Annotated in this window: 20 protein-coding genes; 11 read left to right on the forward strand and 9 right to left on the reverse strand. The window is 72.4% G+C overall.

Annotated elements, in window-relative coordinates:
* Positions 1-58 precede the first annotated feature (58 nt).
* A complete protein-coding gene (locus BLR33_RS13655; RefSeq protein ID WP_245771381.1) occupies positions 59-1,324 on the reverse strand; it encodes an APC family permease in 1,266 nt (421 codons plus the stop codon).
* A gap of 263 nt (positions 1,325-1,587) precedes the next feature.
* Here BLR33_RS13655 and pgi point away from each other — a divergent pair, with 263 nt between their 5' ends.
* Complete coding sequence (gene pgi, locus BLR33_RS13660; RefSeq protein WP_093784663.1) at positions 1,588-3,246, forward strand: glucose-6-phosphate isomerase; 1,659 nt, start codon at positions 1,588-1,590, stop codon at positions 3,244-3,246.
* A gap of 131 nt (positions 3,247-3,377) precedes the next feature.
* Here the strand turns inward: pgi and pgl are convergent, their stop codons facing one another.
* Genes pgl through tkt form a run of 5 tightly spaced genes read right to left on the reverse strand, consistent with a single transcriptional unit; the run spans position 3,378 to position 9,986 of the window.
* Positions 3,378-4,160, reverse strand: coding sequence for a 6-phosphogluconolactonase (gene pgl / locus BLR33_RS13665; protein WP_093784664.1), 783 nt, complete (start codon positions 4,158-4,160; stop codon positions 3,378-3,380).
* The gene (opcA, locus tag BLR33_RS13670; RefSeq protein ID WP_093784665.1) at positions 4,157-5,194 is read right to left on the reverse strand and encodes a glucose-6-phosphate dehydrogenase assembly protein OpcA; all 1,038 of its coding nucleotides are present in this window, start codon (positions 5,192-5,194) and stop codon (positions 4,157-4,159) included. Before opcA ends, pgl begins: the two co-directional genes overlap by 4 nt.
* Complete coding sequence (zwf, locus tag BLR33_RS13675) at positions 5,191-6,744, reverse strand: glucose-6-phosphate dehydrogenase (protein WP_093784666.1); 1,554 nt, start codon at positions 6,742-6,744, stop codon at positions 5,191-5,193. Before zwf ends, opcA begins: the two co-directional genes overlap by 4 nt.
* Before the next feature lies 1 nt (position 6,745).
* Positions 6,746-7,867 (reverse strand): transaldolase, encoded by a 1,122-nt coding sequence (tal, locus tag BLR33_RS13680; RefSeq protein ID WP_093784667.1) that lies wholly within the window; start codon positions 7,865-7,867, stop codon positions 6,746-6,748.
* Positions 7,868-7,901: 34 nt separating this feature from the next.
* Positions 7,902-9,986, reverse strand: coding sequence for a transketolase (tkt, locus tag BLR33_RS13685; RefSeq protein ID WP_093784668.1), 2,085 nt, complete (start codon positions 9,984-9,986; stop codon positions 7,902-7,904).
* Between the two features lie 295 nt (positions 9,987-10,281).
* Between tkt and BLR33_RS13690 the strand changes: the two genes are divergently transcribed.
* The 3 genes from BLR33_RS13690 (at position 10,282) to BLR33_RS13700 (ending at position 12,923) form a co-directional block, all read left to right on the forward strand.
* On the forward strand, positions 10,282-11,241 hold the full coding sequence (locus BLR33_RS13690) for a heme o synthase (RefSeq protein WP_093784806.1): 960 nt from the start codon (positions 10,282-10,284) through the stop codon (positions 11,239-11,241).
* A 116-nt stretch (positions 11,242-11,357) separates the two neighbouring features.
* The gene (locus BLR33_RS13695; RefSeq protein ID WP_093784669.1) at positions 11,358-11,717 is read left to right on the forward strand and encodes a hypothetical protein; all 360 of its coding nucleotides are present in this window, start codon (positions 11,358-11,360) and stop codon (positions 11,715-11,717) included.
* A 111-nt stretch (positions 11,718-11,828) separates the two neighbouring features.
* Complete coding sequence (locus BLR33_RS13700) at positions 11,829-12,923, forward strand: amidohydrolase (protein ID WP_245771382.1); 1,095 nt, start codon at positions 11,829-11,831, stop codon at positions 12,921-12,923.
* 118 nt (positions 12,924-13,041) lie between these two features.
* Here BLR33_RS13700 and BLR33_RS13705 read toward each other — a convergent pair whose 3' ends face one another.
* On the reverse strand, positions 13,042-14,130 hold the full coding sequence (locus BLR33_RS13705; protein ID WP_245771383.1) for a COX15/CtaA family protein: 1,089 nt from the start codon (positions 14,128-14,130) through the stop codon (positions 13,042-13,044).
* A 321-nt stretch (positions 14,131-14,451) separates the two neighbouring features.
* Here BLR33_RS13705 and BLR33_RS13710 point away from each other — a divergent pair, with 321 nt between their 5' ends.
* A complete protein-coding gene (locus tag BLR33_RS13710) occupies positions 14,452-15,750 on the forward strand; it encodes a glycosyl hydrolase family 28-related protein (RefSeq protein WP_093784670.1) in 1,299 nt (432 codons plus the stop codon).
* Positions 15,751-15,799: 49 nt separating this feature from the next.
* Here BLR33_RS13710 and BLR33_RS13715 read toward each other — a convergent pair whose 3' ends face one another.
* Positions 15,800-16,609 (reverse strand): ABC transporter permease, encoded by an 810-nt coding sequence (locus BLR33_RS13715; RefSeq protein ID WP_093784671.1) that lies wholly within the window; start codon positions 16,607-16,609, stop codon positions 15,800-15,802.
* Entirely contained in the window at positions 16,606-17,532 is a 927-nt protein-coding gene (locus BLR33_RS13720; RefSeq protein WP_093784672.1) for an ABC transporter ATP-binding protein, read from the reverse strand. The genes BLR33_RS13715 and BLR33_RS13720 overlap by 4 nt, the downstream gene beginning before the upstream one ends.
* A 180-nt stretch (positions 17,533-17,712) precedes the next feature.
* Between BLR33_RS13720 and BLR33_RS13725 the strand changes: the two genes are divergently transcribed.
* From BLR33_RS13725 to BLR33_RS13750, 6 genes are all read left to right on the forward strand, one after another.
* Positions 17,713-18,588: a helix-turn-helix transcriptional regulator gene (locus BLR33_RS13725; protein ID WP_093784673.1), complete on the forward strand. Its 876-nt coding sequence runs from the start codon at positions 17,713-17,715 to the stop codon at positions 18,586-18,588.
* Positions 18,585-20,006, forward strand: coding sequence for a Fe-S cluster assembly protein SufB (gene sufB / locus BLR33_RS13730; RefSeq protein WP_093784674.1), 1,422 nt, complete (start codon positions 18,585-18,587; stop codon positions 20,004-20,006). Before BLR33_RS13725 ends, sufB begins: the two co-directional genes overlap by 4 nt.
* A gap of 65 nt (positions 20,007-20,071) precedes the next feature.
* Positions 20,072-21,238 carry a Fe-S cluster assembly protein SufD gene (gene sufD / locus BLR33_RS13735; protein WP_093784675.1) on the forward strand — a complete coding sequence of 389 codons (1,167 nt, stop codon included), beginning with the start codon at positions 20,072-20,074 and terminating at the stop codon, positions 21,236-21,238.
* Entirely contained in the window at positions 21,238-21,576 is a 339-nt protein-coding gene (locus BLR33_RS13740) for a non-heme iron oxygenase ferredoxin subunit (RefSeq protein ID WP_093784676.1), read from the forward strand. The genes sufD and BLR33_RS13740 overlap by 1 nt, the downstream gene beginning before the upstream one ends.
* Positions 21,577-21,583: 7 nt before the next feature.
* The gene (sufC, locus tag BLR33_RS13745) at positions 21,584-22,348 is read left to right on the forward strand and encodes a Fe-S cluster assembly ATPase SufC (RefSeq protein ID WP_093784677.1); all 765 of its coding nucleotides are present in this window, start codon (positions 21,584-21,586) and stop codon (positions 22,346-22,348) included.
* On the forward strand, positions 22,345-23,622 hold the full coding sequence (locus BLR33_RS13750; RefSeq protein WP_407639670.1) for a cysteine desulfurase: 1,278 nt from the start codon (positions 22,345-22,347) through the stop codon (positions 23,620-23,622). The genes sufC and BLR33_RS13750 overlap by 4 nt, the downstream gene beginning before the upstream one ends.
* The last annotated feature ends 1 nt before the right edge of the window (position 23,623 follow it).

Raw genomic sequence — 23,623 nt, forward strand, 5'->3', positions numbered from 1 at the left:
GGGGCCGGCGTTCCGGGCGGCCCCGCGATGGGCCGGGTGCTCTCAGAGCGGGGCGCCGTCAGGTGCGGCGCGGGCGGTGGCGGACGGCGTACGCTGCCGCGCCCGCCGCCAGGACGGCTGCTCCCCACAGGACCGAGGCCGCGGGGAGGGCGAAGGCCAGGGTGAGGCAGCCGAGGAGGCCCAGGGCGGGAAGGGCGCGGGGCGGGCGGCCCTCCGCGCGGGTGAGGGTCCACGCGGAGGCATTGGCGATGGCGTAGTAGGCGAGGACGCCGAAGGACGAGAAGCCGATGGCGCCGCGGACATCGGTCGTCGCCACGAGGACGGCGACCACCGCGCCCACGGCGATCTCCGCGCGGTGGGGCACCTTCGTGACGGGGTGGATCGCCGCCAGGGCGTGCGGGAAGTGGCGGTCGCGGGCCATCGCCAGCGTGGTGCGCGAGACCCCGAGGATCAGCGCGAGCAGCGAGCCGAGCGCGGCAACCGCGGCCCCCACCCGTACGACCGGGGCGAGCCACCCCGCCCCCGCCGCCCGTACGGCGTCGGACAGCGGCGCACTCGCGTGGGCGAGACCGGCCGGGCCGAGAACCGACAGGGCGGCCACGGCGACGGCCGCGTAGACGACCAGCGTGATGCCCAGGGCGAGCGGGATCGCCCGCGGGATGGTGCGGGCCGGGTCGCGGACCTCCTCGCCGAGCGTGGCGATCCGCGCGTACCCGGCGAAGGCGAAGAACAGCAGGCCCGCGGCCTGGAGCGTCCCGCCGAAGCTCGCGTCGCCGCCGATGTCGAGCCGGGAGGCGCGGGCGGCGCCGGACGAGAGCGAGGCGACCACCACGGCCGCGAGTACCGCGAGGACCACGGCCACGATCACCCGGGTGAGCCACGCCGACTTCTGTACGCCCAGGTAGTTCACCGCGGTCAGCGCCACCACCGCGGCCACGGCGACAGCGTGCTCCTGGCCCGGCCAGACGTACGAGCCGACGGTCAGGGCCATGGCCGCGCAGGATGCGGTCTTGCCGACGACGAAGCCCCACCCGGCGAGGTAGCCCCAGAAGTCGCCCAGGCGCCGGCGCCCGTAGACGTACGTGCCGCCGGACGCGGGGTAGCGGGCGGCCAGGCGGGCCGAGGAGGTCGCATTGCAGTACGCGACGACGGCGGCCACGGCGAGACCGATCAGGAGGCCGGAGCGGGCCGCCCGTGCCGCGGGGGCGAGGGCGGCGAAGACGCCGGCGCCGATCATCGAGCCGAGGCCCAGCACGACTGCGTCGGGCAGGGCGAGTTGGCGTACCAGCTCGCCTTCCGCGGGGGGCGGGGGCTGTCGTTCCACGGTGCCGTCCTCTTTTACGGTGGCCGATATCGGCGATCGATACGGTACCCGGTGGGATCAGGGGTGCCCAGACCCGAACGGAGGGGTGGTTGCTGCCGTCCCCGGACGCCAGGCCGGTTCTTGGTCTCTCGCGCAGTTCCCCGCGCCCCTCAGGTGGCCCTCTTGTTGCCAAAGGCACCCCGTCTTCGGGGTGGTGCCTCGGCCGTCGGGGCAGGGGGATCAACTAGGTTGGAGGGGCAGCGAGGACGAGGAGAAGTGGACTGATGTCCGAAACGAACACGCAGGGCACCCCCCGGCTCGACCAGCGGCCGGAGTGGCACGCCCTCGCCAAGCACCGCGACGAGCTGGCCGGCACCCATCTGCGGGAGCTGTTCGCGAGCGACCCCGAGCGGGCCGACCGCTACACCCTCCAGGTCGGCGACCTCCACCTGGACTACTCCAAGCACCTGGTGACCGACGAGACCCTGGGGCTGCTGCGCGAACTGGCCGCCGCCACCAAGGTGTTCGACCTGCGGGACGAGATGTTCCGCGGCGAGCGGGTCAACCTGACGGAGAACCGCGCGGTGCTGCACACCGCGCTGCGGGCCCCGCAGTCGGCCACCATCGAGGTCGACGGGCAGAACGTCGTGCCCGGCGTGCACGCCGTGCTCTACAAGATGACGGTCTTCGCCGACCGCATCCGCTCCGGCGAGTGGACCGGCCACACCGGCAAGCGGATCCGCAACATCGTCAACATCGGCATCGGCGGCTCCGACCTCGGCCCGGCGATGGCGCACGAGGTGCTGCGCCCCTACACCGACCGCGGCCTGACGGTCCGCTTCGTCTCCAACGTCGACGGCGCCGACCTGCACGAGTCCGTACGCGACCTGGACGCCGCCGAGACGCTGTTCATCATCGCCTCCAAGACCTTCACCACGATCGAGACGATCACCAACGCCACCTCGGCCCGGCAGTGGCTGCTCGGCCAGCTGGGCGCGGGCGAGGAAGCCGTCGCCAAGCACTTCGTGGCGCTGTCCACCAACGCCGAGAAGGTCGCCGAGTTCGGCATCGACCCGCAGAACATGTTCGAGTTCTGGGACTGGGTCGGCGGCCGCTACTCCTACGACTCGGCGATCGGCCTGTCGCTGATGGTCGCCATCGGCCCGGAGGCGTTCCGCGACATGCTCGCCGGCTTCCACCTGGTCGACGAGCACTTCAGGACCGCCCCGCCGGAGCGCAACGCGCCCCTGCTGCTGGGCCTGCTGGGCATCTGGTACGGCAACTTCCACGGCGCCCAGTCGCACGCGGTGCTGCCCTACAGCCACTACCTCAGCCGCTTCACCGCCTACCTGCAGCAGCTCGACATGGAGTCCAACGGCAAGTCCGTGGACCGCTCGGGCCGCCCGGTGGACTGGCAGACCGGCCCGATCGTGTGGGGCACCCCCGGCACCAACGGCCAGCACGCCTACTACCAGCTGATCCACCAGGGCACCAAGCTGATCCCCGCCGACTTCATCGGCTTCGCCCGCCCGGTCGCCGAACTCGGCCCGCTCGCCGGGCAGCACGACCTGCTGATGGCGAACTTCTTCGCCCAGACGCAGGCGCTCGCCTTCGGCAAGACCCCCGAGGAGGTCCGCGACGAGGGCGTGCCGGAGGAGCTGGTGCCGCACAAGACGTTCCGCGGCAACCACCCCACCACCACGATCCTGGCCACCGAGCTGACCCCCTCGGTGCTCGGCCAGCTGGTCGCGCTCTACGAGCACAAGGTGTTCGTCCAGGGCGCCGTGTGGAACATCGACTCCTTCGACCAGTGGGGCGTCGAGCTCGGCAAGGTGCTGGCCAAGCGGGTCGAGCCGGCCCTCACCGAGGGCGTGGACGTGCCCGGCCTCGACCCGTCCACCACCGCGCTGGTCGCCAAGTACCGCGAGCTGCGCGGCCGCTGACGGCACAGCGCCGAGCACGGCGGCCGTCCGTCGTCGGCAGGCAGCCGGCGGCGGACGGCCGCGGGAACGGGAACGGCGGGCCGGGAGGAATCCCGGCCCGCCGTCGTCCTGCTGCTTACCGCGCCCCGCCCTTACGCCGAGGCCGGCGGGTACAGCTGCGGCGGCAGCTTCGCCGCCGCGGCCCGGTCCAGCAGCCACAGCGTGCGCGAGCGGCCGTACGCGCCCGAGGCCGGTGCCTGGACCTCACCCGGCGCCGACAGCGCCACGGCCACCGCGCCCGCCTTGTCCTCGCCCGCCGCCAGCAGCCACACCTCGCGGGCCGCCCGGATGGCCGGGAAGGTCAGCGAGATGCGGGTCGGCGGCGGCTTGGGGGAGCCGTGCACGCCCACCACGGTGAGCACCTGCTCGCGCGTGGCCGGGTGCTCCGGGAACAGCGAGGCCACGTGCGTGTCCGGGCCCACCCCGAGCATCAGCACGTCGAACGCGGGGACGTGCGCGTGATCCTCGCCGCCGGCCGCGGCCGCCAGCTCCGCCGCGTAGCCGGCCGCGGCCGCCTCCACGTCGGGGCCGAAGGCGCCGTCGGAGGGCGCCATCGGGTGCACCCGGGCCGGGTCCACCGGCACCGCGTCCAGCAGCGCCTCGCGGGCCTGCGTGACGTTGCGCTCCGGGTCGCCCTCGGGCAGGAACCGCTCGTCGCCCCACCACAGGTCCAGCCGCGCCCAGTCCACGGCGTCGCGCGCCGGGGACCGGGCGAGCGCGGCCAGCAGCCCGTTGCCGTTGCGCCCCCCGGTGAGGACCACCGAGGCGCTGCCCCGGGCGGCCTGGGCGTCCACGATCCTCGTGATCAGCCTGGCCGCCGCGGCCTGCGCCATCAGCTCCTTGTCCCGGTGGACCACCACCTGAGGGGTGCTCACTTCTCGGCCGCCGCCTTCCCGGAGGAGGCGGACCTGCCGCGGCCCGCCGGCTTGGCCTGCGGGGCGGCCTTGGGCGGCTCCGGCTCGGCCTTCTCACCGTTGGCACCGGCGTTGACCAGGTGCCGCAGGCCGAACTGGACCGTGGCGCGGTATATGTCGTCCGGGTCCAGCCGGCGCAGCTCCTCGGCGATCAGCTCGGAGGTCTCCCGCCGCTTGAGCGCCACGTGCCGGTCCGGCTGGCCCGGTACGGCCAGCTCGGCGAGCGCGCCGTCCGGCCGGTCCAGGCAGATGTCGCCCTCGGTGGTGTAGAGGCGCACCGCGGTGATGCCGGGGCCGTTGCTGACCCGCCGCTCCACCTGCACGCCCAGCCGGTCGGCGAGCCACAGCGCCAGCAGCTCGGAGCTGGGGTTGTAGCCCTCGCCCTCGACCGCCGCCGAGGTGATGGTGCCGTGCCGCTGGTCGAGCGCGGCGGCCAGCATCGAGCGCCACGGGGTGAGCCGGGTCCAGGCCAGGTCGGTGTCGCCGGGGCCGTAGGCCCGCGCCCGCTGGGCGAGGGTGGCCACCGGGTCCTCCGACGCCGAGGCGTCGGTGATCCGGCGCTGGGCGAGGCGGCCGAGCGGGTCCTCCGAGGGGTTCTCGGGGGCGTTGTCGGGCCACCAGGCGACCGCGGGGGCGTCCGGCAGCAGCAGCGGCAGCACCACGGACTCGGCGTGATTGGCCAGCTCGCCGTGCATGCGCAGCACCACGGTCTCGCCGGTGCCCGCCTCGTCGCCCACCACGACCTCGGCGTCCAGCCGGGCCAGCGCGCGGTCGCGGGGCGAGCGTCCGGGCCGCTTGATGACCACCAGGATGCGCGAGGGGTGCTCGCGGGACGCCTCGTGGGCGGCCTTGAGCGCGTCGTAGGCGCTGCCCTCGTCGGTGACGATGACCAGGGTCAGCACCATGCCGACCGCGGGGGTGCCGATCGCCCGCCGGGCCTCGATCAGCCCGGCGTTGATGCGCGAGGACGTGGTGTCCGTCAGATCGATCCTCATGGCCGGCGCCAGCTCCTGCCGTCTCGTGCGAGCATTTCGTCCGCCTCGATGGGTCCCCACGTGCCGGAGGCGTACTGCGCGGGCTTGCCGTGCTTGTCCCAGAACGCCTCGATGGGGTCGAGGATGTTCCAGGACAGCTCGACCTCCTGGTGCCGCGGGAAGAGGTTGGCGTCGCCGAGCAGCACGTCGAGGATCAGCCGCTCGTACGCCTCGGGGCTGGATTCGGTGAACGACTCGCCGTAGGCGAAGTCCATCGTCACGTCCCGGACCTCGGTGGAGGTGCCCGGCACCTTCGAGCCGAACCGCACGGTGACGCCCTCGTCCGGCTGCACCCGGATCACCAGCGCGTTCTCGCCCAGCTCCTCGGTGGCGCCGGACTCGAAGGGCAGGTAGGGGGCCCGCTTGAAGACGACCGCGATCTCGGTGACGCGGCGGCCGAGCCGCTTGCCGGTGCGCAGGTAGAACGGGACACCGGCCCAGCGGCGGTTGTTGATCTCCAGCTTGATCGCGGCGTAGGTGTCGGTCTTGGACTTGGGGTCGATGCCGTCCTCCTCCAGGTACCCGAGCACCTCCTCGCCGCCCTGCCAGGCGTGCGCGTACTGGCCGCGCACGGTGTACTTCGCCAGGTCGTCGGGGAGGACGACCGCGCTGAGCACCTTGAGCTTCTCGGCGGTGAGCGCCTTGGGGTGGAAGGAGCCGGGCTCCTCCATGGCGGTCAGCGCGAGCAGCTGCAGCAGGTGGTTCTGGATGACGTCGCGGGCGGCGCCGATGCCGTCGTAGTACCCCGCGCGGCCGCCGATGCCGATGTCCTCGGCCATGGTGATCTGCACGTGGTCGACGTAGGAGCGGTTCCAGATCGGCTCGTACATCGTGTTGGCGAACCGCAGCGCCAGGATGTTCTGGACGGTCTCCTTGCCCAGGTAGTGGTCGATCCGGAAGACCTCGTTGGGCGGGAAGACGTCGTGCACGATGCGGTTGAGCTCCATCGCGCTCGCCAGGTCGTGGCCGAACGGCTTCTCGATGACCGCGCGGCGCCAGGAGTCACCCGTGCCCTGCGACAGGCCGTGCTTCTTGAGCTGCTGGACCACGTTGGGGAAGAACTTCGGCGGCACCGACAGGTAGAAGGCGAAGTTGCCGCCGGTGCCGCGGGCCTTGTCCAGGTCCTCGATCGTCGACTTCAGCTGCTCGAACGCCTTGTCGTCGTCGAAGTCGCCCTGCACGAAGCGGCAGCCCTCGGCGAGCTGCTGCCACACCTCCTCGCGGAAGGGGGTGCGGGCGTGCTCCTTGACGGCGTCGTGCACCTCCTGGGCGAAGTCCTCGTTCTCCCACTGGCGGCGGGCGAAGCCGACCAGGGCGAAGCCCGGCGGCAGCAGGCCCCGGTTGGCCAGGTCGTAGACCGCGGGCATCAGCTTCTTGCGGGACAGGTCGCCGGTGACGCCGAAGATCACCAGGCCCGAGGGGCCGGCGATGCGCGGCAGCCGGCGGTCCAGCGGGTCCCGCAGCGGGTTGCCGCCCGCCGCGGGCTGCCCGGACTGCTTCTCGGTGGTCACCTCATGCCTCCGAAGGGGCGAGCCGTTCGAGCTCGGACCGGGTCGACGCGAGCAGTTCGTTCCACGCGCTCTCGAACTTCTCGACGCCCTCGTCCTCGAGGACCTGCACCACGTCGTCGTAGGAGATGCCCAGCGCCTCCACGGCGTCCAGGTCCGCCTGCGCCGAGGCGTAGCTGCCGCGGACGGTGTCGCCCGTGATGCTGTCGCCGTTCTCCGCGGTGGCCTCCAAGGTGGCCTCCGGCATGGTGTTGACGGTGTTCGGGGCGACCAGGCCCGCGACGTAGAGGGTGGCCGGGTAGGCCGGGTCCTTCACGCCGGTGGAGGCCCACAGCGGGCGCTGCTTGTTGGCGCCGGCCTTCTCCAGGGCGGCCCAGCGGTCGGTGCCGAAGACCTCCTCGTAGGCCTGGTAGGCCAGCCGCGCGTTCGCGACGGCGGCCTTGCCCTTGAGGGCCTTGGCCTCGTCGGTGCCGATCTTCTCCAGCCGCTTGTCGATCTCGGTGTCGACGCGGGAGACGAAGAAGGAGGCCACCGAGTGGATCTCGGCCAGGTCCAGGCCCGCCGCCTTGGCCTTCTCCAGGCCGGTCAGGTAGGCGTCCATGACCTCGCGGTAGCGCTGCAGGGAGAAGATCAGCGTCACGTTGACGCTGATGCCCTTGGCGATGACCTCGGTGATCGCGGGCAGGCCGGCCTTGGTCGCGGGGATCTTGATCAGCGTGTTGGGGCGGTCCACCAGCCAGGCGAGCTGCTTGGCCTCGGCGACCGTCGCCTTGGTCTCGTGCGCCAGGCGGGGGTCGACCTCGATGGACACCCGGCCGTCCTGGTGGCCGGTGGCCTCGTAGACCGAGCGCAGGACGTCGGCCGCGTCGCGGACGTCCGCGGTGGTGATCATCCGCAGCGCCTCCTCGACCGTCACCCGGCGGGCGGCGAGGTCCTCCAGCTGGCCGTCGTACCCGTCACCCTGGGAGATGGCCTTCTGGAAGATCGAGGGGTTGGTGGTGACACCCACCACGTGCTGCTGGTCGATGAGTTCGGCCAGGTTGCCGGACGTGATGCGCTTGCGCGACAGGTCGTCCAGCCAGATCGCGACGCCTTCGTCGGAGAGGCGCTTGAGTGCGTCTGTCATGGGAATTGCATCTCCTGATTGTCGTGTACCTGCGTCAGCGATCGGCTGCGGCCAGAGATTCCCGGGCCGCCGCGGCCACGGCCTCGGGGGTGAACCCGAACTCGCGGAAGAGCACCTTGGCGTCGGCCGAGGCACCGAAGTGCTCCAGGCTGACGATCCGTCCGGCGTCGCCCACGAACCGGTACCAGGTCAGGGCGATGCCCGCCTCGACGGCCACCCGCGCCTTCACCTCCGGCGGCAGGACGCTGTCGCGGTACGCCTGGTCCTGCTGGTCGAACCACTCCACGCACGGCATGGACACCACGCGGGTCGGCACGCCCTCGGCCTGCAGCTGCTCGCGCGCCGCCACGGCCAGCTGGACCTCGGAGCCGGTGCCGATGAGCACGACCCGGGCCGGGCCGCCCTCGGCCTCCTGCAGGACGTAACCGCCGCGGGCGGCGTCCTCGTTGCGCTCGTAGACCGGCACGCCCTGGCGGGTGAGGGCCAGGCCGTGCGGGGCGCCCTTGCCGTCCTTGGTCCAGCGGCGCTGGATCTCACGCCAGGCGATCACCGTCTCGTTGGCATCGGCGGGGCGCACCACGTTGAGCCCGGGGATGGCGCGCAGCGAGGCGAGGTGCTCGACCGGCTGGTGGGTCGGGCCGTCCTCGCCGAGGCCGATCGAGTCGTGCGTCCACACGTACGTCACCGGCAGGTGCATCAGCGCGGACAGCCGCACCGCGTTGCGCATGTAGTCGGAGAAGACGAGGAACGTGCCGCCGTAGGCACGGGTGTTGCCGTGCAGGGTGATGCCGTTGAGCTCCGCGGCCATGGAGTGCTCGCGGATGCCGAAGTGCACGGTGCGGCCGTACGGGTCGGCGCCGGCCAGCGGGTTGCCGACCGGGAGGAAGGAGGAGTTCTTGTCGAAGGTGGTGTTGTTGGAGCCGGCGAGGTCGGCGGAGCCGCCCCACAGCTCGGGGATCACCGGGCCGAGCGCCTCGAGCACCTTGCCGGAGGCCGCGCGGGTGGCCAGGGAGGAGCCGGGCTCGAAGACCGGCAGGTGCTCCTCCCAGCCGGCCGGCAGCTCGCCCGCGTCGATGCGGTCGAAGAGCAGGGCGCGCTCGGGGTTGGCGGTGCGCCAGGCGGCGAAGGACTTCTCCCACTCGGCGCGGGCCTCGCGGCCGCGCTCACCGACCGCGCGGGTGTGGGCGATCACCTCGTCGGCGACCTGGAAGTGCTGGTCGGGGTCGAAGCCGAGCACCTCCTTGGTGGCGCGCACCTCGTCCTCGCCGAGCGCCGAGCCGTGGGCGGCCTCGGTGTTCTGCTTGTGCGGGGCGGGCCAGCCGATGATGGAGCGCACGGCCACGAAGGACGGCCGGTCCGTCTCGGCCTGGGCGGCCTTCAACGTGGCGTACAGGGCGTGGACGTCCAGGTCGCCGTTCTCCTTCGGGGCGACGCGGTGGACGTGCCAGCCGTACGCCTCGTAGCGGCGGATGGTGTCCTCGGAGACGGCGGTCTCGGTGTCGCCCTCGATGGAGATGTGGTTGTCGTCCCACAGCAGCACCAGGTTGCCGAGCTTCTGGTGGCCGGCGAGCGAGGACGCCTCCGCGGAGATGCCCTCCTGCAGGCAGCCGTCGCCGGCGATGGCCCAGATGGTGTGGTCGAAGGGGGAGGTGCCCGGCGCGGCGTCGGGGTCGAACAGGCCCCGCTCGTAGCGGGCGGCCATGGCCATGCCCACGGCGTTGGCCACACCCTGGCCGAGCGGCCCGGTGGTGGTCTCGACGCCGGTGGTGTGCCCGTACTCCGGGTGGCCCGGGGTCTTGGAGCCCCAGGTGCGGAAGGACTCCAGGTCGGAGAGCTCCAGCCCGTATCCCGAGAAGTACAGCTGCGTGTAGAGGGTCAGGCTGGAATGGCCGGCGGAGAGCACGAACCGGTCGCGGCCGGTCCAGTCCGCGTCGGACGGGTCGTGCCGCATCAGCTTCTGGAACAGCAGGTACGCGGCCGGAGCCAGGCTCATCGCCGTGCCGGGATGGCCGTTGCCGACCTTCTGCACGGCATCCATGGCCAGGACTCGGGCGGTGTCGACGGCACGCGCGTCCAGATCGGTCCACTCAAGGTCTGTGGTGGTCGGCTGCTTGCTCACCCTGGGTCAGGGCTCCTCTCCACATATGTTGAAAAAGCGCCGGTGACTGGTGCCTACCCGACGCTGTCGAGCCTACCGCCGCAGGGTCGCGCGGCTTTGCGCACGCTGGCCCTTCTGTGGACAACCCGCGGACGGGCCGCCCCGGCCGACACGGAGCACCCCCGGGGAAAGCCGGGTATTCCCTCCGTCTAGAGTGGCGTGGTACGCGCAAGCCGCACGTTTTGCCGCGGCCCGGCTGTCCGGGCTTTCCGGCAGGAGACGGCGCTTGCCTGGGCTCATCTCTCGTGGGGTGTTCGTGACGGCCGTCGATTCCCGACCCGCAGGGGTCATCGGAACAGACCCTGTGCCGGCGGGCACCGCCCACCGGCCGCCGCGGGCCCGCGCCATGGCGTTCGTGGCGCTGACCAAGCCGCGCATCATCGAACTGCTGCTCATCACGACCGTTCCGGTGATGTTCCTCGCCGCGGGCGGGGTGCCGAGCCTGTGGCGCGTGCTCGCGACGGTCGTCGGCGGTTACTTGTCGGCGGGCGGCGCCAACGCGCTGAACATGTACATCGACCGCGACATCGACGCGCTGATGCACCGCACCGAGCAGCGCCCGCTGGTGACCGGCATCGTCTCGCCCCGCGAGTGCCTGGTCTTCGGCATCTCGCTGGCGGTCGTCTCCACCGCCTGGTTTGCGGTGCTGGTCAACCCGTTGTCGGCGGCGCTGTCGCTGACCGCGATCCTCTACTACGTCTTCGTCTACACGCTGTGGCTCAAGCGTCGCACCGCGCAGAACATCGTGTGGGGCGGGGTCGCCGGCTGCCTGCAGGTCTTCATCGGCTGGTCGGCGGTGCGCGACGAGCTGGCGTGGGCGCCCTTCGTGCTCTTCCTGGTCCTCTTCTTCTGGACGCCGCCGCACTACTGGCCGCTGTCGATGAAGGTGAAGGACGACTACGAGCGGGTCGGCGTGCCGATGCTGCCGGTGGTCGCGGGCAACCAGGTGGTGGCCCGGCAGATCGTGCTCTACAGCTGGGTGATGGTGCTGACCTCGCTCACCCTGTGGTGGCCGCTGGGGGCGACCTCCTGGTTCTACCCGGTGGTGGCCGCGGTGCTGGGCGCCTTCTGGCTCAAGGAGGCGCACGGGCTGCAGTCCCGCGCCAAGGCCGGGATCACGGGCGCGAAGCTCAAGGAGATGCGGCTGTTCCACTGGTCGATCACCTACGCGACGCTGCTCTTCGTCGCCATCGCGGTGGACCCCTTCCTGCACTGAGGGGCCGCCCCTCCCCGGGAGCCTTCCGCTGGGCTGTGTCCACGGAGGGCTCCTCCTTTTGCGGAGGCTCCCGGTCCCCTCTCGCCCTTCTCGTTACCGGCCAGTAGGATGCGGGCATGGCTGAGAGCACCGCGGACCAGCACTCCGGAACACAGACGGGCAAGGACCCCAGGGCCGAGCGGCGGGCCGCCCGGCTCACCCGGCAGATCCACGCCTTCGGCCGCCGGCACGGCGCCCTGCAGGCGCAGCTCGCCTACCTCGGGCAGCGCGGCGCGCGCATCGTCCTCGTCGCCGAGGACGGCACCTGGGGCGACCTGGTGGCGCCCACCTACGAGATCGGCCGCCGCGCGCTGCGCGACTCCGGCGCCACCCTCCACGAGGACTTCGACGGCGAGATGGCCGCCAAGGTGCGCACGGGGCCGTACGAGTGGTCGAGGATGGCCGGCATCCAGATCGGCGGCCCCGCCAACACCTGAGGGGTTCCTCGCGCGTTAGTCCCGGTGCGGGCGGCCGCGGACGCGCCGGGCGGCCGCCGCACCGTGAGGGCCGGCAGCCGGCGGGCCCGCAACGTAGGGACGGGGTGCGGCATGCCCGGAAGTGGGCCCGCGAGCAGGGCCGGAAGCGCGGCCGCGACGCCCGCGGCGACACAGCCCCGCCTGGTGGACGCCCACTGCCACGGGGTGTACCCGGGCGACCTGGGCATCGGCTCCTTCGAGGCCCGGCTGCCCGGTGCCGCGGCACCCGGCACCACCGTCTTCGACAGCCCCGAGGGCTTCGCCGTACGCCGCTGGTGCCCGCCGCTGCTCGGCCTCGAACCGCACTGCCCGCCGGCCCGCTACCTCGCCCGGCGCCGCGAACTGGGCGCCTACGAGGCGACGCGGCTGCTGCTGCGCGGCGCGGGCATCGCCGCCTACGTCGTCGACACCGGCGAGGTGGGGGAGTTGACACCGCCCAAGGAGCTGGGGGCGGCCGGGCACGCGCCCGCGCGGGAGGCGGTACGGCTGGAGCAGGCCGCCCAGCAGGTCGCCGACACCTCCGGCACGGTGGACGCCTTCCTGGGGAACCTCGCCGAGGCCGTGCACGGCGCCGCGCTCGACGTGGCCGCCTTCTCCTGCCGTACCGATCCGGCCGCCCAGGACACCGCCGAGGACACCGGGCCGCCCCCGCTGTCCGAGGTCCGGCGGGCGGCCGGTCGCTGGCTGGCGACGCGCCGGGTCGGCGAGCGGCCCGACGACCCGGTGCTGCTGCGGCACCTGCGCTGGAACGCCGTCGCCACCGGGTTGCCGCTGCTGCTGGGCTACCCCGCGGCCGGGCCCGGACCGGAGGCCGACGCCGTCTTCCTGCGGGCGACCGGCGGGCTGGGCACCGACATCCTGCTGCTGCCGTCCCTCGCCCACGAGACGGCCGCGGCCGGCCTCGCCTGCGCGCTGCCGCACGTCCATGTGGGCGTGGCCGGCGACCCCGCGGGCGTCCTGGCCCGCACCCCCTTCGGCAAGGTGCTCTACGCCAGCGGCTCCGGCGGCCTGCCCGAGCTGTACGTCACCGCCGCCCACCGCTTCCGGGCCGCGCTGGCGCGAGCCGTCGCCTGCCGGGTCGGGGCGGGCGAGTGGTCGGGCGAGGACGGGCGGCGGGTGACGGCGCTGGTGGCGTCGGGAAACGCGGCACGGCTCTTCGCGGCGTAGCGGACGCGCTGCCGTGCCGGCCGGGGGCTGGTTACGGACGGCCGTGACGGCTCAACGGGCGCGCTGGGTGGGTCACGGACCGCCGTGACGGCTCAACGGGCGTCCCGCGGCGCCTGGTTCAGTGAGCGGCCTGGTGCGCCTCGTGGGTCTGCGGCACCGCGGTGCCGGACGCCGTCGCGGGCTGAGCAGTGCCCGGGGCGGCGCCTTCCGGCGTGCCCTGGGCGGGCAGCGGCTCCTGCGTGCGGGACCCGGTCCGCGGCCGCTCGGCGAAGGGCCGCTCGCGGAAGGAGAGCAGCACCCGCAGCGTGGCGATCCACACCAGGCACGCGCCGAACATGTGCAGGTCGACCAGAGCCGCGGGCAGGTGGGTGAAGTACTGGACGTAGCCGATGACGCCCTGGCCCATCAGCACCAGGAACAGCTCGCGCACCCGGCGCTGCGGGGCCGCGGGGGCGTCCACCGCGCGCAGCACGAACCACAGAGCGACGGTCAGGCCGACCACCACCCAGGCGAAGTCGGCGTGGAGTTGGGCGATCGTCTTCCAGTCGATCGGGATGCGCCGCACCTTGTAGCTACCGCTGGACTCACCCGGGTGCGGGCCCGCGCCGCTGACCAGGGTGCCCACGACGATCAGCACCGCGGCCGCGGCCGTCAGCACCTGCCCGAGCTGCCGCACCGGCTTGCCCACCAGCGGCCGCGCCGAGGCGTCGCCCTCGCCGACCCGCTGCCAGGTCAGCACCGCGACCGTGATCAGGGCGGCCGAGAGCAGGAAGTGGAAGGAGACGACGTAGGGGTTGAGCTTGGTCAGGACGGTCAGGCCGCCCCAGACCGCGTTGAAGACGACGACCCAGAACTGCGCCCAGGCCAGCCGGGCGACGCCCCTGCGGGCGGGCTTCATCGCCCGGATCGCCACGATCGCCCAGCCGACGGTGGCGCACAGCACGTAGGTCAGCATGCGGTTGCTGATCTCGATGGTGTGGTGGATGCCCATCTCGCGGGTGCCGAGCAGGCTGTCTCCGCGGCAGGTCGGCCAGGTCGGGCAGCCCAGGCCCGAGGCCGTCACGCGGACCGCGCCGCCGGTGACCACGATGACCACGGACATGACCAGCGCGGCCATCGCGGCCCGGCGCACCGTGCGGGGGTCCGGCGTCCACCGCGCGGCGACGAAGGCGATCGGGTTGCGGGCGATCTGGGGCAGCTTGGACACGGGGCCATGGTAGGCGCTGCCTTGTGCACGGTTTCACGAGGGTCCCCGCAGGATTCAACCACTGTCCCGCCGCTGTCCTGCCCCCGATCCGCCCCCGATCCCGCCCCGGTCAGCGGCCATTCCGCCCCCGTCCCGCCCCCGCCGCGCTCCGAAAGCGCCCCGCCCACGGGGGACGGATCACCGGAAACACCCACGAGCGGGACCTCGCGGCCCGTACCATCGGCGGTCACAGCGGAAGCGGGACGAGACGCCCGGGACGGCCCCGACGGGTCCGTGCGGGTCTGTACGGGTCTATACGGGTCTATACGGGAGGGGCCGCGGATGACCGGCGCGCACCGGGACGGCGTCAACCGCCGTCGGCTGCTGTACGGCGGGGCGGCCGCCGCCCTGGGTGGCGCCGGGGGCGCGGCCTGGGCGTCGGGCGCCTGGGACGCCCCCGCGCAGGGCGCGGTGCCCGCGAGCCACCCCGGATACGCCGACGTGGTCGCCGACTTCGGCGCGAAGGGCGACGGCCGTACCGACGACAGCGCCGCCTTCCGCGCCGCCTACGCCTACGCCGAGGACCGCGCCTCGTCCGGCACCGGTCGCACGGTGGTGCTGGTGCCGCCGGGCCAGTACCTGGTGACGCAGCCCGGCGCGCTGCTCGACGCCGACCAGCCCACCCGGCAGCGCAACGGCCTGCGCTTCGTCGGCGGCGGCCTGCGGATCAGCGACATCGTCTTCGCCCCGGAGCACGTGGACGCCACCGCCGGCAGCTACCTGTGCCGCAACAACGACACCTGGCAGAACATCTCCTTCGAGGGCCTGCGCTTCACCTCCGGCACCCCCGGCGCCTCGTTCTTCTCCTCCTACTCCACCGGCGGCGCGGCCAACTACCGCTTCTCGGACTGCGAGTGGATGGGCGAGTGGGAGTACGGCCTGGCGCTCGACGGCAGCAACACCAACTCCGAGATGCGCTGGGAGGCGTGCCGGGTCGGCGGCGCCTACCGCAAGGCGTTCCTGTACTCGGGCCTGTCGCAGCGCTCGCAGAACCCCGAGCAGCAGGACCAGTTCCTCAACTACTGGTTCACCGACATGAACGTCACCTTCGAGTGGGGCACCTTCCTGGAGTTCCCCTACGGCGGCTCGGTGACCTGCCGCTCGGGCAGCTACATCATCACCGGCCGCCGCCCCACCCCGGACCCCGACCACGGCTACGAGAGCGCCTTCTTCCGCTTCCCGCGCCCCTCGCACTTCGACGGCGTCCAGCGCTTCCACGCCGAGGACATCCGCTTCGAACTGCGCGACGACGCCGTGGTGGTGATCGACTGCGCCTGGAACCGCGGCACCGTGCACTTCAACGACTGCGACGACACCGCCCACGCCTTCAAGTCCTTCTCGCCGGCTCTGCGCGCCCACCGCTACACCCCGACCGCGAACGGCCCTCTGATCCGCTACGACTCCTGCCAGCTGGTGGGCACCCACCTCTACCGCGGTGCCGAGGACGGGCAGCCCGCCGCCGCGTGCGTGCGCTACGACATGTGCCGGCTGGCCTCGCACCCGCAGGCCGGCTTCCTGGTCACGCAGGCACCGGCCGGGCCCGAGGTCGCCCGCTTCGTGGACTGCCTGCCCGCGGGGTGAACGCACCTGCGCCGGGCGGGGGCCGGCGGGGCCGCAGCCGTGGCGGCCGCTACTCCCAGCGGAAGAAGCGGGCCGCGGCCGCCAGGCCCACCACCGCCCACACCGCGAGGATGCCGAGGTCGCCCCAGGGGACGCCGGCGCCGTGCTGGAGGACGTCGCGCAGGCCGTCGGACAGCGCCGAGATCGGCAGCAGCTTCAGCACCGCCTGCACGCCGGAGGAGAACTTGTCCATCGGCACGATCACCCCGCCGGCCACCAGCAGGAGGAGGAAGACGAGGTTCGCCGCGGCCAGGGTGGCCTCGGCCTTCAGCGTGCCGGCCATGAGCAGGCCGAGGCCGGAGAAGGCCGCGGTGCCCAGCAGCAACAGCAGCAGCACCGACAGCGGGTTGCCGTGCGGCGACCAGCCCAGCGCGAAGGCGATGGCGACCAGCAGCAGGACCTGCAGTGCCTCGGTGACCAGCACCGAGCAGGTCTTCGCGGTCATCAGCGCCCAGCGCGGCAGCGGCGAGGCGCCCAGGCGCTTCAGGACGCCGTAGCGGCGCTCGAAGCCGGTGGCGATGGCCTGGCCGGTGAAGGCGGTGGACAGCACGGCCAGGGCGAGGATGCCCGGCGTCAGGAAGTCCACCGACTTGCCCGCCCCGGTGTCCACGATGTCCACGGCGCTGAACAGCACCAGCAGCAGCGCCGGGATGACCACGGTGAGCAGCAGCTGCTCGCCGTTGCGCAGCAGCATCCGCGTCTCCAGCAGCGCCTGGGCGCGGATCATCCGCGGCAGGGGGGCGGTGCCGGGGACGGGGGCGAAGGCGCCGGTGCCGGGCGCGGCGGTGGCCGGCGCGGGCGGGGTCACGGGGGGGATCATGCGCGCAGCTCCCTGCCGGTCAGCTCCAAGAAGACGTCCTCCAGGGTGCGCCGCTCCACCGCCAGGTGGTCGGGCATGACGCCGTGCTGGGCGCACCAGGAGGTCACGGTGGCCAGCAGCTGGGGATCGACCCGGCCCTCGATGCGGTAGGAGCCGGGTGACAGCTCGGCGGCGACGGTGTCGGCGGGCAGGGCGTTGAGCAGCGAGACGAGGTCGAGTCCCGGCCGGCCGGTGAACCGCAGGGTGTTCTCGGCGCCGCCGCGGCACAGCTCCTCGGGGGAGCCGGTGGCGATGGCCCGGCCGCCGTCGATGATCACGACGTCGTCGGCGAGCTGCTCGGCCTCCTCCATGAAGTGCGTGGTGAGCACGACGGTGACGCCGTCGGTCCGCAGCTCGCGGACCAGGTCCCAGGTGGCGTGCCGGGCCTGGGGGTCCAGGCCGGCGGTGGGCTCGTCGAGGAAGACCAGCTCGGGGCGGCCGACGACGGCCATGGCCAGGGCGAGCCGCTGCTGCTGCCCGCCGGACAGCCGCCGGTAGGCGGTGCGGCCGCAGGACTGCAGGCCCAGCCGCTCGATGAGGACGTCCGGGTCGACGGGGTCGGCGTACATGCCGGCGGTGTGCCGGAGCATCTCCTCGGCCCGCGCGCCCGGGTAGACGCCACCGGACTGGAGCATCACGCCGATCCGGGGGCGCAGCCGCGCGCCCTCGGTGACGGGGTCGAGGCCGAGGACCCGGGCGGTGCCCGCGTCGGGGCGCCGGTAGCCCTCGCAGACCTCGATGGTGGTGGTCTTGCCGGCGCCGTTGGGGCCGAGCACGGCGGTCACCCCGCCCGCCGCGACGGTCAGGGACAGGCCGTCCACCGCGGTCTTCGCCCCGTACCGTTTGACCAAGGAGGTCACCTCGACGGCGGACTCGTATCGCATGGCGACGAGTCTAGGGAGGCGGCCGGCGTGTCCCGGACGGGACCCCGCGGGCGGCTGCCGCGCACCGGCCGCGGACCTGCGCGGGAGAGGCGAAGTGAGGTCACCCTAAGTGATGCGAACCACCACCTGTGGGACCGGCGGCGCTTGCCCGGCCGCGCGGAATTACGCAACAATGGCATTGTGAAAAACGTCGGTGGCACCGCCCGGGAGGCGGCGGAGGAGCACACGACAGGGGAGCGGCGGACCCGCAACCGTGTCGCGCGGTCCATCCTGGGCCACGGCCCGTCCACCGCCGCCGAGCTGGCCAAGCGGCTGGGCCTCACCCAGGCCGCCGTGCGGCGGCACCTCGACGCCCTGGTGGCGGAGAACATCGTCGAGGCCCGCGACCAGCGGGTCTACGGCAGCCGCGGCCGCGGCCGCCCCGCGAAGGTCTTCGCGCTCACCGACTGCGGCCGGGACGCGTTCGACCAGTCCTACGACCAGCTGGCGGCCGACGCGCTGCGCTGGATCGCCCAGACCGCCGGCGGCGGCCCGCAGGGCGAGGCCGCGGTCTCCGCGTTCGCCCGCGCCCGGGTCGCCGCCCAGGCCGAGCGGTACCGCGCGCTGGTGGAGGCGGCCGCCCCCGAGGACCGCGCCAAGGCGCTCGCCCGCGCGCTGTCCGCTGACGGGTACGCTGCCACCGCGCGCAGCGCCCCGGCCCCGGCCGGCGGCGAGGGGCCGCGCGGCTTCGAGGGCGAGCAGCTCTGCCAGCACCACTGCCCGGTGGCGCACACCGCCGAGCAGTTCCCGCAGCTGTGCGAGGCGGAGGCCGAGGTGTTCTCGGCCCTGCTCGGCACCCATGTGCAGCGGCTGGCCACCATCGCGCACGGCGACGGGGTGTGCACCACGTACATCCCCCGCGCGCACCAGTCCGCCGACCCCGCAGGACAGACCCGAAAACCCGGCGGCGCCCGGGATGGTACGGCCGGCACGGCCGACAGCCCCGCGCAGCCCCCAGCACGACCCACCGACTCAGACCAGGCACCAGCCGGCACGTCCGGGAGGAACCCCGCATGACTGCTCCCACGGAGACCACTCACCCGGAGCTCGAAGGAATCGGCAACTACGAGTATGGCTGGGCCGACTCCGACGTCGCCGGCGCCGCCGCCAAGCGCGGCCTGTCGGAGGCGGTGGTCCGCGACATCTCCGGCAAGAAGTCGGAGCCCGAGTGGATGCTGAAGCTCCGCCTCAAGGGTCTGCGGCTGTTCGAGAAGAAGCCCATGCCGACCTGGGGCTCCGACCTGAGCGGCATCGACTTCGACAACATCAAGTACTTCGTGCGCTCCACCGAGAAGCAGGCCGCCACCTGGGACGACCTGCCGGCGGACATCAAGAACACCTACGACAAGCTCGGCATCCCCGAGGCGGAGAAGCAGCGCCTGGTCGCCGGCGTCGCCGCCCAGTACGAGTCCGAGGTCGTCTACCACCAGATCCGCGAGGACCTGGAGGCCCAGGGCGTCATCTTCCAGGACACCGACACCGCCCTGAAGGAGCACCCCGAGCTCTTCCAGGAGTACTTCGGCACCGTCATCCCGGCCGGCGACAACAAGTTCGCCTCGCTGAACACCGCGGTGTGGTCCGGTGGCTCGTTCATCTACGTGCCCAAGGGCGTCCACGTCGAGATCCCGCTGCAGGCCTACTTCCGGATCAACACCGAGAACATGGGCCAGTTCGAGCGGACCTTGATCATCGTCGACGAGGACGCCTACGTGCACTACGTCGAGGGCTGCACCGCGCCGATCTACCAGTCGGACTCGCTGCACTCCGCGGTGGTCGAGATCATCGTCAAGAAGGGCGGCCGCTGCCGCTACACGACGATCCAGAACTGGTCGAACAACGTCTACAACCTGGTCACCAAGCGCGCCGTCGCCTACGAGGGCGCGACCATGGAGTGGATCGACGGCAACATCGGCTCCAAGGTGACGATGAAGTACCCGGCGGTCTACCTGATGGGCGAGCACGCCAAGGGCGAGACGCTCTCCATCGCCTTCGCCGGCGAGGGGCAGCACCAGGACGCCGGCGCCAAGATGGTGCACATGGCGCCCAACACCTCCTCGAACATCGTCTCCAAGTCGGTGGCCCGGGGCGGTGGCCGCACCTCCTACCGCGGCCTGATCGAGATCGGCGAGGGCGCGCCCGGCGCGAAGTCCAACGTGCTGTGCGACGCGCTGCTGGTCGACACCATCTCCCGCTCCGACACCTACCCCTACGTGGACGTCCGCGAGGACGACGTGTCCATGGGCCACGAGGCCACCGTCTCCAAGGTCTCCGACGACCAGCTCTTCTACCTGATGAGCCGCGGCATGACCGAGTTCGAGGCGATGGCCATGATCGTGCGCGGCTTCGTCGAGCCGATCGCCAAGGAACTGCCCATGGAGTACGCCCTGGAGCTCAACCGGCTGATCGAGCTGCAGATGGAAGGCGCGGTCGGCTGACACCAGGCCGCCCCGCCCTTCCCACCGACCAGCCCGGCCCCGACCAGAAAGCACATCCAGAAGCAATGGCAGAGATCACGCCCGCCGGCGCCACCACTGAGGGCGCCATCACGGTGGGGCAGCCCACCGACGCCCGGGTCGCCGCCGGGCCGTCCTTCGACGTGGCCGACTTCCCCGTACCGCACGGCCGCGAGGAGGAGTGGCGCTTCACCCCGCTGGAGCGGCTGCGCGGCCTGCACGACGGCACCGCGGAGGCGACCGGCGGGCTGCGCGTGGAGGTCACCGCGCCCGACGGCGTCACCGTGGAGACCGTCGACCGCGACGACCCGCGGCTCGGCCGGGCCGGCAAGCCCGTCGACCGGATCGCGGCCCAGGCGTACAGCTCGTTCGAGAAGGCGTCGGTGGTCACCGTCCCCAAGGACACCGTGCTCACCGAGCCGGTCCGGATCGCCGTGCACGGCGAGGGCGGCACCGCCTACGGCCACCAGGTGATCGAGGTCGGCGCCTTCGCCGAGGCGGTCGTCGTCCTGGACCACACCGGCGACACCACCCTGGCCGCGAACGTGGAGTACGTGATCGGCGACGGCGCCCGGCTCACCGTGGTCTCCGTGCAGGACTGGGACGACACGGCCGTGCACGTGGCCCAGCACACCGCGCTGGTCGGCCGCGACGCCGGCTTCAAGTCGGTCGTGGTCACCCTCGGCGGCGACGTGGTCCGGCTGCACCCGCGGGTCGTCTACGGCGGCCCCGGCGGCGAGGCCGACCTGTTCGGGCTGTACTTCACCGACCAGGGCCAGCACCAGGAGCACCGGCTCTTCATCGACCACGACACCCCGCACTGCCGCTCCAACGTCGCCTACAAGGGCGCCCTGCAGGGGCAGGATGCGCACGCGGTGTGGATCGGCGACGTGCTGATCCGGGCCGCGGCCGAGGGCACCGACACCTACGAGCTCAACCGCAACCTGGTGCTCACCGACGGCGCCCGGGTCGACTCCGTGCCCAACCTGGAGATCGAGACCGGCGAGATCGTCGGCGCCGGCCACGCGTCGGCCACCGGCCGGTTCGAGGACGAGCAGCTCTTCTACCTGATGAGCCGCGGCATCCGGGCCGAGGAGGCGCGCCGCCTGGTGGTGCGCGGCTTCTTCGGCGAACTCGTCCAGCAGATCGGCCTGGCCGACCTGGAGGAGCGGCTGATGGCGAGGATCGACGAGGAGCTGGAGGGGTCCGTCTGATGAGCACCCCCGCTGCCCCCGCCGGCTTCGCGCGCGTATGCGCGCTGGGCGAGCTGGAGGAGGACACCCCGCACCGGGTCGAAGTGGACGGCGTGCCCGTCTCGCTGGTCCGCACCCAGGGCGAGGTGTTCGCCATCAACGACATCTGCTCGCACGCCAACGTCTCGCTGTCCGAGGGCGAGGTGGAGGACTGCCAGATCGAGTGCTGGCTGCACGGCTCCAGCTTCGACCTGCGCACCGGCAAGCCGTCCGGGCTGCCCGCCACGCGGCCGGTCCCCGTTTACCCCGTCAAGATCGTTGGGGACGACGTGCTCGTCTCCGTCACCCAGGAGTCCTGAGTCACCCATGGCCACGCTTGAAATCCACGACCTGCACGTCACCGTCGAGGCCGACAACGCCACGAAGGAGATCCTCAAGGGCGTCGACCTGACCGTCAAGCAGGGCGAGACGCACGCCATCATGGGCCCCAACGGCTCCGGCAAGTCCACCCTCGCCTACTCGCTGGCCGGCCACCCCAAGTACACCGTGACCGGCGGCACCGTCACCCTCGACGGCGAGGACGTCCTCGCGATGACCGTCGACGAGCGGGCCCGGGCCGGGGTCTTCCTCGCCATGCAGTACCCGGTCGAGATCCCCGGTGTCTCCGTCTCCAACTTCCTGCGCACCTCGGCCACCGCGGTCCGCGGCGAGGCGCCCAAGCTGCGCACCTGGGTGAAGGAGGTCAAGGAGACGATGGACCGGCTCCAGATGGACCCCTCCTTCGCCGAGCGCAACGTCAACGAGGGCTTCTCCGGCGGCGAGAAGAAGCGCCACGAGATCCTCCAGCTCGAACTGCTCAAGCCGAAGATCGCGATCCTGGACGAGACCGACTCCGGCCTCGACGTGGACGCCCTGCGGATCGTCTCCGAGGGCGTCAACCGGGTCCGCGAGAGCGGCGAGGTCGGCACCCTGCTGATCACGCACTACACGCGCATCCTGCGCTACATCAAGCCCGACTTCGTGCATGTCTTCGCCGCCGGCCGGATCGCCGAGTCCGGTGGCGCCGAGCTCGCCGACAAGCTGGAGGAAGAGGGCTACGAGTCCTATGTGAAGGGTGGCGCTGCCGCGTGACCACGACCCCGTCGGCCGGCCGGGCGCTGCCGGGCCTGCTGGACACCGAGGCGATCCGCAAGGACTTCCCGGTGCTGGACCGCCTCGTGCACGACGACCGCAGGCTGGTCTACCTCGACAACGCGGCCACCTCCCAGAAGCCGCGCCAGGTGCTGGACACGCTCGCCGAGTACTACGAGCGGTACAACGCCAATGTGCACCGCGGTGTCCACGTGCTCGCCGAGGAGGCCACGGCCCTGTACGAGGGGGCGCGCGACAAGGTCGCCGCCTTCGTCAACGCGCCCAGCCGCGACGAGGTGATCTTCACCAAGAACGCCTCGGAGTCGCTGAATCTGGTGGCGAACATGCTCGGCTGGGCCGACGAGCCCTACCGGGTGGACCGCGACACCGAGATCGTCATCACCGAGATGGAGCACCACTCCAACATCGTGCCGTGGCAGCTGCTCGCGCAGCGCACCGGCGCGAAGCTGAAGTGGTTCGGCCTGACCGACGACGGGCGGCTCGACCTGTCCGACATCGAGCAGGTCATCACCGAGAAGACGAAGATCGTCTCCTTCGTGCTGGTCTCCAACGTGCTGGGCACCGTCAACCCGGTCGAGCAGATCGTCCGCCGGGCCCAGCAGGTCGGCGCGCTGGTGCTGATCGACGCCTCGCAGGCCGCCCCGCACATGGTGCTGGACGTGCAGGCGCTCGGCGCGGACTTCGTCGCCTTCACCGGCCACAAGATGCTCGGGCCCACCGGCATCGGCGTGCTGTGGGGCCGCCAGGAGCTGCTGGAGGACCTGCCGCCCTTCCTCGGTGGCGGCGAGATGATCGAGACCGTTTCGATGCACTCCTCCACCTACGCGCCCGCGCCGCACAAGTTCGAGGCCGGCACCCCGCCGATCGCGCAGGCCGTGGGCCTGGGCGCCGCGGTGGACTACCTGACCGCGATCGGCATGGACAAGGTGGCCGCGCACGAGCACGCGCTGACCCGCTACGCCCTGGAGCGGCTGGTGGAGGTCCCGGACCTGCGGCTGGTCGGCCCCACCGCGGCCGAGGACCGCGGGGCGACGATCTCCTTCACGCTCGGCGACATCCACCCGCACGACGTCGGGCAGGTGCTGGACGAGCAGGGCATCGCGGTCCGGGTCGGGCACCACTGCGCCCGGCCGATCTGCCTGCGGTACGGAATTCCCGCGACCACGCGGGCGTCGTTCTATCTGTACTCGACGCCGGCCGAGGTGGACGCCCTGGTCGACGGCCTCGAGCAGGTCCGGAACTTCTTCGGCTGAT

Source organism: Actinacidiphila guanduensis (assembly GCF_900103985.1).
Taxonomy (GTDB): Bacteria; Actinomycetota; Actinomycetes; order Streptomycetales; family Streptomycetaceae; genus Actinacidiphila; species Actinacidiphila guanduensis.

What these genes read in the sequence shown, in the direction of transcription:
- tal (WP_093784667.1), bottom strand. Translation starts at nt 7,867, where the DNA reads ATGACAGACGCACTCAAGCGCCTCTCCGACGAAGGCGTCGCGATCTGG.
- BLR33_RS13720 (WP_093784672.1), bottom strand. Translation starts at nt 17,532, where the DNA reads ATGCGATACGAGTCCGCCGTCGAGGTGACCTCCTTGGTCAAACGGTAC.
- BLR33_RS13715 (WP_093784671.1), bottom strand. Translation starts at nt 16,609, where the DNA reads ATGATCCCCCCCGTGACCCCGCCCGCGCCGGCCACCGCCGCGCCCGGC.
- BLR33_RS13740 (WP_093784676.1), top strand. Translation starts at nt 21,238, where the DNA reads ATGAGCACCCCCGCTGCCCCCGCCGGCTTCGCGCGCGTATGCGCGCTG.
- BLR33_RS13695 (WP_093784669.1), top strand. Translation starts at nt 11,358, where the DNA reads ATGGCTGAGAGCACCGCGGACCAGCACTCCGGAACACAGACGGGCAAG.
- sufC (WP_093784677.1), top strand. Translation starts at nt 21,584, where the DNA reads ATGGCCACGCTTGAAATCCACGACCTGCACGTCACCGTCGAGGCCGAC.
- pgi (WP_093784663.1), top strand. Translation starts at nt 1,588, where the DNA reads ATGTCCGAAACGAACACGCAGGGCACCCCCCGGCTCGACCAGCGGCCG.
- BLR33_RS13710 (WP_093784670.1), top strand. Translation starts at nt 14,452, where the DNA reads ATGACCGGCGCGCACCGGGACGGCGTCAACCGCCGTCGGCTGCTGTAC.
- sufB (WP_093784674.1), top strand. Translation starts at nt 18,585, where the DNA reads ATGACTGCTCCCACGGAGACCACTCACCCGGAGCTCGAAGGAATCGGC.
- opcA (WP_093784665.1), bottom strand. Translation starts at nt 5,194, where the DNA reads ATGAGGATCGATCTGACGGACACCACGTCCTCGCGCATCAACGCCGGG.
- sufD (WP_093784675.1), top strand. Translation starts at nt 20,072, where the DNA reads ATGGCAGAGATCACGCCCGCCGGCGCCACCACTGAGGGCGCCATCACG.
- BLR33_RS13700 (WP_245771382.1), top strand. Translation starts at nt 11,829, where the DNA reads ATGCCCGGAAGTGGGCCCGCGAGCAGGGCCGGAAGCGCGGCCGCGACG.